This window comes from Halopiger djelfimassiliensis, assembly GCF_000455365.1.
GTDB lineage: Archaea > Halobacteriota > Halobacteria > Halobacteriales > Natrialbaceae > Halopiger_B > Halopiger_B djelfimassiliensis.
Genome location: NZ_HG315685.1, coordinates 354,853 through 368,243 on the forward strand (window position 1 = coordinate 354,853; position 13,391 = coordinate 368,243).

Sequence of the window (13,391 nt, forward strand, 5' to 3'; positions counted from 1 at the left end):
GTGCGTTCGCTCCGTCCAGACTGTCAACCGTTCCGACCATTGAAACGATTATAACCGAGTCACTCGTTATCATTATTCATGGAGCTAGCCGAACCGACGTCCATCGAAGGCGACGACCGGGTACGGATCTACGAGTACGTCGAGGCCCACGGGGCGGTCGATCGAACACGGGCGCGCGAGGAGCTGTTCCCGCCGGACCCGCCGGGTGAACCCCAGCACACGCGGGCGTTCAGGCACAACGTCGCGGTGCTGAAACGCGACGGCTACCTCGAGGAAGCCGACGACGGGACCCTGCGTATCGCGATCGACGCCGACGAGGGCGAGGAGTTTACCACCGAGGACCTCTCCGTGACGATCAGGCCGGCCCGACAGGAGGATCTGACGGGGATCGTCGGCGCGATGCGACAGGTCGTCGAGGAGCTGACCTACATCGAGGCCGAAACCGTCGCGGACGAACTCGACCACGAGAACGTCCTGTTACGCCACAACGAGTTCGAGTCGCGGATGTTCTTCGTCGCGACCGTCGACGGCGAGGTCGTCGGCTGGGCTCACCTTCACGTCCCGAACCTCGAGAAGCTGGCCCACACGGCGGAGCTTACCGTCGGCGTCCTCGAGGAGTACCGCGACATGGGGATCGGAAGCCAGTTGCTCGACAGCGCCCTCGAGTGGGCGCGCTCGAGCGGTCACGAGAAAGTCTATCAGAGCGTCCCCTCGACGAACGAGGAGGCCGTTTCGTTCTTCGAGGACCGCGGGTGGGTAACCGAGGCCGTCCGCGAGGACCACTACAAACTCGACGACGAGTACATCGACGAGGTGATGATGGCGATCGAGTTGTAGCCGTCCCCGGTCGTCGGCGGTTGGGCCGCCGGAAACGGGAGGCTTTTGCGCCGTCCGTCCGAACGCTCGCGTATGGCGCAGGCATCAGAGTTCGGTGAGTGGCCGCTGAAACGGCTGATGACGGAGGTCGTCGGCTCCGGGCCGAAGTCCGCCGACGACATGACCCGCGAGCAGGCTCGAGAGGCACTCCAGCGGATTCTGGCGAGCGAACCCGACGGGACGACGCTGGGTGCGTTCTGGCTCGCGAACCGCTGGAAGCGCAACACGCCCGCGGAACTGGCGGCGTACACCGACGTCATGCGCGAGGAGTCGGTCGTCACCGCCGAACCGGACGCGGACCCGGTCGACTGCGGGGCCAACTACGACGGGAAACACACCTCCGCCCTGCTGGGCGTCGGTGCTGGCCTCGTCGCCGCCGCTGCGGGGACTCCCGTCGTCGTTCACTCCGGTGACCGCGTGCCGACACAGAAGGCGACGGCGTACAAGCACGTCCTCGACGAACTCGGCGTCCGAACCGAAATCGACCCCGAAGAGAGCGCCGCCATGGTCGACGAGACCGGGTTCGGCTTCTACTACCAGCCCGCGTTCAACCCCGGCATCGACGACCTGTACGACCGACGCGACCGGATGGGTGTGCGCACGTTCGTCAACACGATCGAGACTGTCGCCAACCCCGCGAACGCCGACGTCCATCTGGGCTCGTTCTACCACCTCGCGTTCGCCAAGAAGATGACCGACCTGATCGAGGAAAGCGAGCGTCTCGACTACTCGCGAGCCATCTTCTTCCAGGGAATGGAAGGCTACGACGACATCCGCCCCGGCTACACCAAAGTCGCCGAGTGGGACGCGGGAGACGACGGTCTCGAGGATTACGAGATCGAGACCGGCGAGTACGGCATGGAGATGGAAAACGAGGATCTGGAAGTCGAGGACGTGACCGCCGACTCCGCGGCGATCACCGAGGCGGTGCTCGCCGGCGAGCGCGAGGATCAGTTCGCCGACGCCATCGCGCTCAACGGCGCGTTCCGGATGTACGCCCGCAAAGACGTGGCGAGTCTCGAAGCTGGCCTCGAGCGAGCGCGCGAGGTCATCGCCGACGGCAGCGCCCGCGCGGTACTCGAGGACCTGCAGGCGTTCTGAACGCCGGCGAGTCGGCGGCACTCTCCGAGCGGCGGGTCGTTACCGGCCGCCGGCGTCGCTCGAGTCGGCAAGGGCCGATTCGAGCGCTGACTCGCCGCCGACGACCGGCACGCGGACGCTGCTTCGTTTGAGATCGAGGGCGATCTCGACCCGCGTCTCGGGCGGTCGCAGGAGGCTCCCCGGGTCGGTCGACAGGACGACGACGCCGATCCGGGAGCCGGCGTCGAACACCCTGTCGACGGCCTGCAGGTCGAACTCGAGGTGATACGGCCGGCCGGGCGGGTGCAGTGCGAACGTTTCGTCGAGCGATTTGCGGTTCTGGGGATCCATCCAGCCGCGGTTGATGACTTCGACGGTTCCGTCCGCCGCGTATTCGACGAGTGCGACGGTGACGTTCGCGGCCGGTTCGTCGAACGACAGGCGCAGTTCCGGGAACGCGGTCCCGCTGATCCGTACCGGCTCCGCGAGCGGGTCGGTTCGATAGACGAGCCGGTGTGTCGACGACTCGGCACGGGCGTGGGTCGCGATGCTCGTTTGGGGGGCGTCGACGAGGCGCTCTTGGACGGGTTTGCCGCGGATACGCTCCCGCGTGAGCCCGCCCGCCGTTCGGCCGCCGGGCGTGAAGTTGAGGGTGACGTGTTCGGCCGCTGGGTCCGGCCAGTCCGCATAGCTGGCGAGTTCCTCGCTCTCGCGTTCGACGACGGCGGTCGGTTCGTCCATGACGCCGTTCTCGCGGCCGAACAGCCAGCGGGTAAACCAGCGGTTGAGCATCGCCACCCACTCCTCGGCGTGGCGATCGAAGGCGAGGAAGTCGCCGTGTCCGGCCCGGTGTATCCAGACCTTGTGCGGGACGTCGTGAGTTTCGAGGGCGTCGATCCACTTCGCGAACTGGCCGGTCTCGACGTTGTAGTCGGTGAGTCCGTGACAGACGAGCACGGCGGCCTCGACGCTCCCCGCATCGGGGAGGTAGTTTCGTTCGTGCCACCAGTCGTTGTAGTCGCCGGTGACGCGGTCCTGCCGGTCGACGATCGTTTCCCGTGCGGGCTCACAGACCGTCCCGTTCTCCCGGCTCATGATGAAATCGAAGAGGCCGTCCATATCCAGCGCCGCGGCAACGTGGCCGTTCGCGCGGTAGTAGTCGTACCAGTTGGCGATCGCGGCTATCGGGACGATCGCTTCGAGGCCGTCGACGCCGGTCGTGGCGACACCGTTTGCCAGCGTGCCGTTGTAGGAGATCCCGATCGCGCCGGTCTTGCCGGTCGTCCAGTCGGCGTCGACCGGCTCGCCGCCCTCCCGCCTGTCGTAGGCGGTCGCCCGCCCGTTCAGCCAGTCGACGACGGTTTCGATCCCCTCGATCTCGGTGGGGCCGCCGACCGACGGACAGCCGGTCGACTGTTCGGTGCCGATCGACGCGGGGTACGCCCAGACGAACCCACACTGCAGGAGGTGTTCCTCGAACGGGCTCGGGCCGATTCGGGGAGCGTTCGCCCCCGTGAACTCCGCAAGCTCCGAGTAGTCGTCGTACACCTTCCGTGGCCGGTCCGAAACCACCTTCTCGAGGTCCCGGCCGGGTTTGTCCGGACGATAGAGTTCGACGTCGGTCGGATGCCCCCACGCGGGCTGGTTCTCCCCGTAGTATGGGCTGGGTTCCATGACGACCGGCAGCTGGAGGTCGTCGTATTGGGTCGACGCGGGGCGGGCGATTTCGACGTGTACCCGGTCCGGATCGCCCGTCCCGTCGGTGTCGAGTTGCGTTTCGACCCAGTAGTCCTCCCGGATCACCTCGTCGTCGGCGAACACCGGCTGGGCGCGTCCCTCGTCGAACACCGGTTCGGTGACGTCGGAATCGGCCGCGACCGGCGTCGCAACGCCGGCCGCGACCGTGCTCGTTGCCGCGGCGTTTCGCAACACTCGTCGTCGGCTGACCCCGTCACCGATGGTTCGGTTCGCTCCGTGTTTGCGGTGAGCCATTACGACCCAACCCGTTTCTCGATGTGACTTATCGGCAGTGACGATTTTCTACAGCAGTTATTAGTAGAAATATTTTAGTGGCGGAACGCCCGTCGGTCGACGACACGAAACCGCGTCTGCGGCGTTCGGTTTCACGATTTATCACCAATTGAGCATACAATACACAACAGTGATAGTTATACCACCATGTCGAAATAATTATTTTTGTAGCTGGCCGCCTAATCCGGAACACTCGTCCTGATTCTAATGGGCCTCGATCGAATCAGGCGTGCGGATAGCGGCTCTAAAGCTGTTGTTCTGGGGAGTTTGATCGGTTGTCTCGCTATCGAGGTCGCGTGACTCGAAGGAACGACATCGCTATAACTTCAAAATAATCAATACTAAAACTGTAGTTGGAGTGTGTTTGAATATCAGATATGTTTTATATATTGTTTCCTGTCGCGGCGCTCGATCCGGCACCCTGCTCTCCCGCTAGCATAGCTCTCCGCGTATCGATCGGTCCACCAGTCGAATCCCCTGAAACGTCGGGTCGTGCGTGTTACTTCTCGCTCGGCTGGGACTCCCCGTCGTCCGTCCTACCGTCGGCTCCGTTCTCCGACGGTGCCGTGTCACGCTCACCGCCACGCCGTTTCGCGTCCGCGGTCGGTCGGCCGTCGGCGTCGTTGCCGTCGTCCGCGTCGCTTGGGGACGGCTCCTCGCTCGAGTCGTCGTCCGCGTCTCCGGACTCGGCACCGCCCGGGACGTCGCGGCTTCGCTGAACGTCGTCGAGGGAGCGGCCGAACACCGTCCGTCCGTCGCCGAACAACGATGGATCGCCGCCGTCGCTCGAAGCGGCCTGTTCCGCGCTCTGGCGCTCGAGAAAGCCCGGTCGTTTGACGACCTCCGTGCTGTCGTCGGGCAGCGTATCGATGTCGAACCCACGAACCGCGTCGGGAATCATGTCGTCCTCGTCACGGTCCGTCTCGGGTGTTCTATCGGACGAATCCTCGTGTTCTACCAGTTCGATTTCGGTTTTTTCCTCGACCAGTTCCGTCCAGACCGCCTCGTCGTCGGCCCGCTGTCCGACCTGTCCGGCCTGATTTTGTCCCTTCTGGTAGGCGAGATTGACGAAACTCCGATCGTAGGTCGTCGTGACCTCCTCGGCGATGCGGTCGAGTTCACCGGGATAGCGCTCCCCTAACTGGGCCGCAACCCCGAGCGCGAACGCCCGCTGGACCGCCTCCTCGCGGCTCGTAATCGCGTCCCAGTCGGTTCCGTAGGTGTCCTCGTACATCTCAGGTCTGGATCTTCTCGCTCGGATCGACCCGGAGTCCACGATCGGTGAACTCGACCTTGCGGATGTCACAGTCGGTTCGGGTGCCCCGCATTTTGATGATCTGGACGCCACGGGTCATCCCGCCGGACTCGAGGTAGTTGTGCATGAACACGACGCCGTGTGCCAGATAGTGACCGTCGGAGTAGGAACTCGGATCGGTCATCTCCGAGATCAGGAGCACCGTGACGTCGGCCCGTTTGAGCTTCGTCAGGAACTTGATCAACGCGTTGAGGTCGTCCGAGAAGTAGTACTCGAGCAGCATCGTCGAGTCAATCACTAGCCGATCGACGCCCCGGGATTCGATGAAGGCGACCAGTTGATTCGAGAGGTTCTCGACGTTCGAGGGGAACTCGCCGCTGCTTCGGGAAGACGACGAGAGCAGTCGCTGGGCCTCGCTGTCGAAGACGTTCAGCACTTTCACGTGCCCGGAACTGACCGCCTGTTCGAAGCCGAACTCGAAGTTCGCCATGTCGTTGACGAGCTCCGCTTCGGACTCGTGTAGGGTCAGAAACAGCGTCGTCTCGCCGTCGATAGCGCCTTTCGTGACGAACTGTGAACAAAACGTCGTCTTTCCGCTACCCGGCGGGCCGCTGATGACGTACAGGCGATCTTTCAGGATCCCTCCGTCGACCAGTTGATCGAAGCCTGGTACGCCCGTGGTAATTCGCATTGTGGGGAATCAGGGTCGTACCGGATAAATAGATTCTGGTGAAATTGTGTTTCGAAATACCGTTCGGCCGGCGGTAGCGACGGCTCACAGCCGCCGCTCGACGCCCTCGGCGCTGTTTATCGTCAGCGTCCCGGTCTTCGGGTCGAACGTGATCGACCGGCCGTAGTTGCCGCCGAAATCGGCCTCGGTGATCGAGACGCCGTACGCCCGGAGCTCGTGGCGAACGGCGTCGACGTTTCGTTCGCCGATGGACCGGTCGGTCTGGCGGAACTCGACCATCGTCGCGCCGCCGGCGACTTTGGCCCACGCCCGGGACGGCTCCCCGCCGAGCGCCGCAAACTCCGAGAGCATGGCTTCGATGCCCGTATCCGCGAACTTCGCGGCCGGGTGTTGGCGGCTGTTGGCCTCGGCTGCTTTCGGGAGCATGAAGTGTAACAGGCCGCTGACGCCCGCGGATTCGTCGTGGACGGCGACGCCGATACAGGACCCCAGTCCGCTGGTCCGCAAGGGGACGTGCTCGTCGGTCAGGGCGTACTCGGCGATCCCGACCGGGATCGCGTCGGGATCGGCCTCGCCGTTGGCTCGATGGACGGTCCGCGCGGCATCGTCACCGCCGGCGTCGAGCTCCGGCGAGTAGATCGGGATCTCCTCGTCCCCACCGAGCGCGGACACGTCGGCAGCGTTTCGTTCGTCCCTGTTTCCGTTCATCAGTCACACCTCCGTTCGGGAAGGTCGCTCGGCCTGATGAGCGTATACACGATCCACTCGAGATCGCCGTCGGCCGCGTCGACCCGCGTTTCGAAGGAACAGACGAACCGCTCCGTCGAACTCGCGTTGATGACGGCGTCGTTGACGATCGACGACGCCATGTCCGCGACGAACTGCGGGGCGCTCGCCTCGACCGGCGCGTCGAGGCGATCCTCGAGGCCACCAACCAGCGCTCGGCCGAGTTCCGTTGCGACGGTCCCAGTCAGGGCCTCCGCGTCGGACGACGGGGCGCGTTCGAACGCCGGCGTGGACGGCTCCGGGGTGAACGCGTTCGCTACCCGTTGCGTTGACGCCCGGTCGGTCAGTGCGAGGACGTACCCCTTCGGCGTCCCGGTCAACTCGATGACGACGCCCGCGTACTCGTCGTCGGGAACCGTCTCCGAGAGCCGCTCCGCGGGAACGATTTCGAACGCCGAGGTCGTCGGGTCGACGGTTCCCGCGGCCATGGTTCGCGCCCGATCGAGGAGCCTGTCGACGCCGGCATCGACGACATCCCGGAAGGGGGCGATCGGTTCGGTCTCCGGGTCGTCGGACCCGAGCAACGCCATCGTCGACGGCGCATCGAGGAACTGGTAGAGAGACGCAACTGGTTCCCCGTCGGTTCCGTCACGAGTCGCGATCGAACTGCGCTGTGTGACGACGTAGTCGGACGCCCCGTCGCGACCGGCGGCGACGACCGACGGCGCGTCGTGTCGCCCGTCGGTAATCGGACTCGAGACGACGACCGGCGGCGACATCTCGACGGGGTCGGCCCGTTGCTCCGCCCAGCCGTCGATATACCCGCTGACCATCACGCTACAGAGTTCCGTCACGGCGTCCTCGTGTTTCGCAGTGTAGCCGTCCGCCGACGGCAACGCCGGCATGAAGGCCTCGGCCAACCGGCGTGCGTTCTCGCGGTCGAACACGAGCACGGCGTCGCCCGCGAGCGAACCCTCGAGCGAGATGCTGACCGTGACGGTGGCGTCGCTTTCGAACTCCTCGCGGAGTTCGGTCGCGGAGACGACGCCGAGCCGGGAGGCGTCGACGCCGGTTGCGATACCGGTCAAGCCGGTGAGTCGGTTGGTCGCGCTCGCCGCGCCGTCGACGGCCATCCGATCGAACGCTTCCAGTGTCTCGAGATCGACGTGGACGCCCATGGATTCGCTCACAGTGTATCGACGTCGAGGATCATGACGACCTCCCCTTCGCCTAGCACCGAGGCACCGCTGATCCCGGGCGCACCGCTCAGGACGCCTTCGAAGGGTTTGATCACGACCTCTTCCTGACCGACGACGTCGGAACATCGGAGACAGACCTGTCTGACGCTGTCTTTGATCCGAACGACCATGTCGTCGGTGGTGTGCTCCGCGTCCGGTACGTCGAGCCGATCGCCAAGCGACAGAAGCGGATAGACGCGATTGTCGTGGGTGATCGTCGACTGTCCCTCGACCGATTCGACGGTGACATCTTCGAACTCGGAGATTTCGTCGATGTTCTTGATCGGGACGCCGTAGGTCTCGTCCCCGACGGTGACAAACAGGACACGAACGATGGCGACGCTGACCGGCAGCATCAGCGTGATGCTGGTCCCCTCGTCGGGTTCGCTCTCGACGTTGATCGAGCCGTCCACGCCGCGGACGACCTGATTGACGACGTCCATCCCGACGCCACGACCGCTTACCTCGGTCACCTCGTCGGTGGTCGAAAAGCCGGGGTGGAAGATCAGGTCGTACACTTCCGAGTCGTCGAGGAGTTTGACCTCGTCCTCGCCCATGATCCCCTGTTCGACCGCTTTGTTCCGGATCTTTTCGACGTCGAGGCCGCCACCGTCGTCCTCGACGGTCACGGAGACGCGATCCCGGTCGCGTTCGCCGACGAGCCTGATCGTCCCTTCGCGGGGTTTGCCCTTCCGTTCGCGCTCCTCGGGCGATTCGATCCCGTGGTCGACGGCGTTGCGGATGAGATGCATCAGCGGATCGCTCAACTCGTTGAGGATCGACCGATCCATCTCGATGTCGACCCCCTCCATCTGGAAGTCGATCTCCTTGTCCTGCTCGCGGGCGAGGTCGCGGACGACCCGCGGGAAGTTGCCCACGATCTTCTTCAGCGGCACCAGCCGGATTTCGAGCACCGTATCCTGCAAGCTCGCGGTGATCTTGCCGTGTTCCTCGAGTTCGTCCTCCGCTTCGACCAGGCCGCTGCCCTCGATGATCTTGCGCAGCTTGATCCGGCTTGTCACCATCTCCTCGACCTGGTTGTACAGCTGATCGATCTGCTCGACGTTGACGCGAATCGACTCGACTTCATTGCTGCTGTGGTTGAGACTCGAGTCGTCCCCGTCGTCCTCGTCGGCGGTCTCGCCCGTCTGCTCGGCGACGACGACGTCGGTGATCCGCTCGACGGCGACCGCGTCGACGTATCGGTTCTCCTCGTAGAACGTCTCGATGTCGTCGCTGTCGACGTCGCCCGCCGTCGTCACGTAGGCGTCGAAACTCGCGTCGAACTCGCCGGACTCGATCGCCTCGCCTTCCGGAGCCGTCCGGACGAAGTCGTACTCGTCTTTCGTCGAATCGATGACGAACATCGCGTCGACCTGCGGGGAACCGGTGTCCTCGAGCTCGAGGATAATGCGGTAGACGTCCTCCGCGTCCTCGAGTTCGATCGCGTCGGCCAGCGCTTCTGTCGGGACGTCACGGTTGTCGTCCGGCGTCTCCCCGTCGTCCGCCGAGTCGTCGGCCGCCGTTTCGTCGTCGATCGAGGCGCGGATCGCCGCGATCGTCGACTCCGGATCCGTCTCGGTCTCGCCGGTCTCGGAGATCTCGTCGACCATCTGCTCGAGGAGGTCGACGCCGCTGAAGATGAGGTCCATCCGCTCGGGCGTGACCGCGAGTTCGCCGTCCCTGATACAGTCGAGGAGGTCCTCGATCGCGTGGGCCAGGTTGCTCGCGCTCGTATACCCCATCACGCCGAAGTTCCCCTTGAGGTTGTGTGCGACCCGGAAGACCGTCTCGATGGCGTCGGAGCTTTCCGGATCGTCCTCGAGGTCCAGCAAGGCGTTGTTGAGTTTCTGGATGTCCTCCTGACTCTCCTGTACGAACGTGCTCGTCGCGTCGCTCATGACGACCACCCCCGGAAGGCGTTGGTGATTCCCTCGGCGATTCGGTCTTTCGGCAGGACCATGTCGACGTCGACCTGCTCGGCGGCCACCTTGGGCATGCCGTAGACGCGGGACGTCGCCTCGTCTTGAACGATCGCCTTGCCGCCGGCGGCCTTGATCGCCGCCAGCCCGTCAGCGCCGTCGGCACCCATCCCGGTCAGTACGACGCCGGCGAGGTTGCCGGTAACCGTCTCCGCCGCGGTCTCCATCGTCACGTCGATCGCCGGCCTGACGTTGTGTCGCTCGGGACCGTCGTCGTGGACGACGGTGAGTTGGCCCGTCGTGAAGTCGGTCACCTCGAGATGGTACCCGCCCTTCGCCAGGACGCCCTCACCGGGGCCGACGGTATCGCCGTCGGCCGCTTCTCGAAAGTCGTACGCCGTTCGTTCGTCGAGACGTTTTGCGAAACGTTTCGTGTAATGATCTGCCATGTGTTGAACCACCAGAATTCGCAACCCTGCTCGTTTGGGAAGTTCGGACAACACCCGCTCAACGACGCGCGGGCCGCCGGTCGATGCACCGATAACGAGCGTGGGATCGCAGGGGAACTCCTCGCCGACGTCGATCGTCGACACCTGCTCGTGATCGGTCCGTTCCCGGTCCAGTCCGGTCACGTCCGCCGTCGCGACCGCACGGACCCGATCGACGATGGTATCCTTTTGCGTCCAGATGTCAACCGACTGGTCGCCGGACGGCTTCGCGATGAAGTCGACCGCGCCGGCCTCGAGCGCATCGAACGTCGCCTCCGCGTTTTTGGTCGTCTCCGAACTGATGACGAGCATCGGGATCGGATGCTCGTCCATGACCCGATCGATCACCTCGTGGCCGTTCAGACCCGGCATGTTGATGTCGATCGTCGCGACGTCGGGTTCACAGTCCTCGATGAGGCTGACGGCCTCGTAGCCGTTCTTCGCCCGTCCCACGACGTCGATCCCACCGGCCTCGAGGATTTTCCCGAGCGTTTCTCGCATCACGGCGGAGTCGTCTGCGATGACTGCTCGGACCATTAGGGCACAACGTCGTTGATCGCTTGCTGGACCGTGCTGTTCTCGAACGGTTTCATAATGTAGCCGTCGGCACCGGCCTCGATAGCGGGCTTGATTCGGTCCTGTTGCGTGACGCTCGTACAGAAAATAATCTTGACGTCTGGATACATCTCTTTGATCGTGGCAGTTGCTTCGATCCCGTCGACCTCCGGCATGACGATATCCATCATGATTACGTCGACGTCGCGTTGTTCGGTTATCTCGATGGCTTCGCCGCCGTTTGCGGCCTCCGCGACGACGTGAAACTCGTCGGAGACCACCTCCCGAAGGACGTCGCGCATCACCTCGGAGTTGTCGACGATCAATACGTTCACTGCCATGGGACTCGATTGTGAAGATCCCTGCATAAAGAATTCGGCCAACCCCGTTTCTTGTTGTACTGTTCGTTCCGCTTTCAAGGGTCTTGGGGCGGCCGATTTTGGCCGTGTGAGTTATGTGGGCAGAGTTGAAACGACCCAAGCGAATGGCGGGATCCGCTCGGCTGTGTGTGACAAATCAGAAAGGGGGCGTCGGCAAGACGACCGTAGCGATCAACTTAGCCGGTGCGTTGAACGACCTCGGTCGAGACGTACTGTTCGTCGATCTCGATCCGCAGGGCAACGCGACCGAAGGGCTCGGCTTACTGGAAGCCTACGACGCCGAGCCGCCGGCGTTGCTCGATGCGCTCGTCGACCCGACGGCCGTCCCACGTGATGAAATCATCTATTCCCACGCGGAGATGGACGTTATCACGAGCAACGTAGATATGAACGCGGCCGAGTCGGCGCTCATGCAGGAATCGGACCCCGAAGCGCGCCTCGACGCGCTCCTCGAGCACGTCGAGACCGACTACGACGTCGTTGTGGTCGACTGTCCGCCCCACCTCGGTCTGCTTACGGACAACGCGCTGTACGCGACCGAGAACCTCGTGATTCCGGCGCTTGCCGAACCGACCAGCAAACGCTCGCTCGAGTTGCTGTTCGATTACGTCGGCGCGCTCGAACTGGAACACGACGTCCAGATCGAACCGCGCGCGCTCGTCGCCAACCGCATCGAAAACACGCGGGCGGCGACCGACATGCTCGAGTGGTTCGAGGACGCGTTGCCGGACGTACCGCTGTACCGGATCCGAAAGCGGGTGGCTCTCCAGCGTGCGTTCGCTGCGGGGACCTCGATCTTCGCCGCCGAGGAGGAGACCGACATGCAGTCGGTCTTTACCTCGATGGCCGAAACGATCGACGAGCGACTCGATCCGACGGAGGTGCCGGCATGACCGACGACAGAGCCCGCCGGATCAGACGGATGCGAAACCGGGCTGCAAACGGGGGCGACGAGGACGGAGCGGAAGATGGGGCGGAATCGGGCGGCGACTCGACTGCGGACGACTCCGAACCCGAGGAGGGAACGCCGTCCGAGTCGACCGACGACCCCGACCACGACGAGCCGTCGACGGAGTCGGAAACAGCCCCCGACGAGGCGTCGGCCGACGAGACGGACGCGGACGGATCGGGGGATGGCGAGACGGTGTCGTACGACGAAGCCGAAACGGCCGCCGATGGATCGGCGGCCGAACAGCCGGATTCGGCGGCCGATCAGGACGACGAAGCGCCCGAACCCTCGGCTGCTGATCCCGCTCCCCAACCCACTCGGTCGACCGAGCGTGGGTCTCAGGACGCCGACGCCACCGCGAGCGAGGCCGAACCGGACGCGAGCGTAGCCGCAAGCGGCGGTGCCGTTCCGGCAGCCGGGACCGACGAGGGACGGGTGACCCAGCAGGACATCGATCCGGCGCTCCGGGGCGCGATCGCCGATACGTCTGCGATGGCGGCCGCGATCGATGACGTCGGCGGGGAGCCGACGGTCGACACCACGGCCGTCATGCAGGATACGGACGGCTACGGGAACGCGGCCGCGACGGTCGGCCGCGAGAACGCCGTGTTCGAACAGGGAGATACGCTGGTTCACTCGACTCACGACGGCGAAGATACCGTCCAGATGCTCGAGTTCTTCCTCAACGAGAACCGGTACGCCGTCGAGATCGATCGCATCAGTGCGATCGTCGAGATGAAAGACATCACGCGGTTCCCCCGCGGGCCGGAGGCCATCGACGGCGTCACCGACCTTCGCGGCGAGATTACCGGCATTCTCGATCCGACGATCATGCTCGACGTCGAGCGAAACGAGCTGTCGGACGATCAGTACATCGTCGTTCTCGAGCGGGACGACGACAAGCAGAAACTCGGGATTCGGGTGACGGACGTCTCGCAGGCGGTCACCTACCGCGAATCCCAGATCGACGAGACGGGGACCCTGATGGACGACGCGGGTGCCAGTCAGCACGAGTGTGTCAGGGGGATCATCAAAAAGACGACCGACGAGCAGACGACCCTCGTCGCCTGGCTGGACATCGACGAACTCATCGCGAACACGGAGTAGGTGAGGGGTCGGCCCCGCCTGCGGGTTTCAGCGACGGACCGTCAGCGCCGGGTCCGTCCCCGGCAGCTAACGGATCTGCAAAAACACTTATTG

12 protein-coding genes are annotated in these 13,391 nt (G+C 64.3%); 4 read left to right on the forward strand and 8 right to left on the reverse strand.

The genetic code is table 11. From position 1 onward, the window contains the following. Positions 1-78 precede the first annotated feature (78 nt). Together TX80_RS07620 and TX80_RS07625 are read left to right on the forward strand one after the other, a co-directional pair. Positions 79-837, forward strand: a complete 759-nt coding sequence (locus TX80_RS07620; RefSeq protein ID WP_049922522.1) for a GNAT family N-acetyltransferase — start codon at positions 79-81, stop codon at positions 835-837. 72 nt (positions 838-909) lie between these two features. Continuing rightward, positions 910-1,977, forward strand: a complete 1,068-nt coding sequence (locus TX80_RS07625) for an anthranilate phosphoribosyltransferase (RefSeq protein ID WP_049922523.1) — start codon at positions 910-912, stop codon at positions 1,975-1,977. Between the two features lie 39 nt (positions 1,978-2,016). Here TX80_RS07625 and TX80_RS07630 read toward each other — a convergent pair whose 3' ends face one another. The 8 genes from TX80_RS07630 to TX80_RS07665 form a co-directional block, all read right to left on the reverse strand. Beyond that, on the reverse strand, positions 2,017-3,948 hold the full coding sequence (locus TX80_RS07630) for a Xaa-Pro dipeptidyl-peptidase (RefSeq protein ID WP_049922524.1): 1,932 nt from the start codon (positions 3,946-3,948) through the stop codon (positions 2,017-2,019). A gap of 538 nt (positions 3,949-4,486) precedes the next feature. Next, complete coding sequence (locus tag TX80_RS07635) at positions 4,487-5,221, reverse strand: hypothetical protein (protein WP_049922525.1); 735 nt, start codon at positions 5,219-5,221, stop codon at positions 4,487-4,489. Position 5,222: 1 nt separating this feature from the next. Then, on the reverse strand, positions 5,223-5,933 hold the full coding sequence (locus tag TX80_RS07640; protein WP_049922526.1) for an RAD55 family ATPase: 711 nt from the start codon (positions 5,931-5,933) through the stop codon (positions 5,223-5,225). An 84-nt stretch (positions 5,934-6,017) separates the two neighbouring features. Further along, positions 6,018-6,641, reverse strand: a complete 624-nt coding sequence (locus tag TX80_RS07645) for a chemotaxis protein CheD (protein WP_081661488.1) — start codon at positions 6,639-6,641, stop codon at positions 6,018-6,020. Beyond that, complete coding sequence (locus TX80_RS07650; RefSeq protein WP_154658601.1) at positions 6,641-7,849, reverse strand: taxis cluster protein CheC; 1,209 nt, start codon at positions 7,847-7,849, stop codon at positions 6,641-6,643. The genes TX80_RS07645 and TX80_RS07650 overlap by 1 nt, the downstream gene beginning before the upstream one ends. Next, positions 7,846-9,807, reverse strand: a complete 1,962-nt coding sequence (gene cheA, locus TX80_RS07655; protein WP_049922528.1) for a chemotaxis protein CheA — start codon at positions 9,805-9,807, stop codon at positions 7,846-7,848. The genes TX80_RS07650 and cheA overlap by 4 nt, the downstream gene beginning before the upstream one ends. Further along, positions 9,795-10,844 carry a chemotaxis-specific protein-glutamate methyltransferase CheB gene (cheB, locus tag TX80_RS07660; RefSeq protein WP_049922529.1) on the reverse strand — a complete coding sequence of 350 codons (1,050 nt, stop codon included), beginning with the start codon at positions 10,842-10,844 and terminating at the stop codon, positions 9,795-9,797. Before cheB ends, cheA begins: the two co-directional genes overlap by 13 nt. Beyond that, positions 10,844-11,203 carry a response regulator gene (locus TX80_RS07665; RefSeq protein ID WP_049922530.1) on the reverse strand — a complete coding sequence of 120 codons (360 nt, stop codon included), beginning with the start codon at positions 11,201-11,203 and terminating at the stop codon, positions 10,844-10,846. Before TX80_RS07665 ends, cheB begins: the two co-directional genes overlap by 1 nt. Positions 11,204-11,346: 143 nt before the next feature. On the opposite strand from TX80_RS07665, the gene TX80_RS07670 reads away from it, so the two are divergent. Together TX80_RS07670 and TX80_RS07675 are read left to right on the forward strand one after the other, a co-directional pair. Further along, positions 11,347-12,135: a ParA family protein gene (locus TX80_RS07670; RefSeq protein ID WP_049922531.1), complete on the forward strand. Its 789-nt coding sequence runs from the start codon at positions 11,347-11,349 to the stop codon at positions 12,133-12,135. Continuing rightward, positions 12,132-13,298, forward strand: a complete 1,167-nt coding sequence (locus TX80_RS07675; RefSeq protein ID WP_049922532.1) for a chemotaxis protein CheW — start codon at positions 12,132-12,134, stop codon at positions 13,296-13,298. Before TX80_RS07670 ends, TX80_RS07675 begins: the two co-directional genes overlap by 4 nt. The last annotated feature ends 93 nt before the right edge of the window (positions 13,299-13,391 follow it).

Excerpts from the sequence above, each read along its gene's own strand:
- TX80_RS07620 (WP_049922522.1), top strand. The coding sequence starts at position 79 with ATGGAGCTAGCCGAACCGACGTCCATCGAAGGCGACGACCGGGTACGG.
- TX80_RS07625 (WP_049922523.1), top strand. The coding sequence starts at position 910 with ATGGCGCAGGCATCAGAGTTCGGTGAGTGGCCGCTGAAACGGCTGATG.
- TX80_RS07630 (WP_049922524.1), bottom strand. The coding sequence starts at position 3,948 with ATGGCTCACCGCAAACACGGAGCGAACCGAACCATCGGTGACGGGGTC.
- TX80_RS07635 (WP_049922525.1), bottom strand. The coding sequence starts at position 5,221 with ATGTACGAGGACACCTACGGAACCGACTGGGACGCGATTACGAGCCGC.
- TX80_RS07640 (WP_049922526.1), bottom strand. The coding sequence starts at position 5,933 with ATGCGAATTACCACGGGCGTACCAGGCTTCGATCAACTGGTCGACGGA.
- TX80_RS07645 (WP_081661488.1), bottom strand. The coding sequence starts at position 6,641 with ATGAACGGAAACAGGGACGAACGAAACGCTGCCGACGTGTCCGCGCTC.
- cheB (WP_049922529.1), bottom strand. The coding sequence starts at position 10,844 with ATGGTCCGAGCAGTCATCGCAGACGACTCCGCCGTGATGCGAGAAACG.
- TX80_RS07665 (WP_049922530.1), bottom strand. The coding sequence starts at position 11,203 with ATGGCAGTGAACGTATTGATCGTCGACAACTCCGAGGTGATGCGCGAC.
- TX80_RS07670 (WP_049922531.1), top strand. The coding sequence starts at position 11,347 with ATGGCGGGATCCGCTCGGCTGTGTGTGACAAATCAGAAAGGGGGCGTC.
- TX80_RS07675 (WP_049922532.1), top strand. The coding sequence starts at position 12,132 with ATGACCGACGACAGAGCCCGCCGGATCAGACGGATGCGAAACCGGGCT.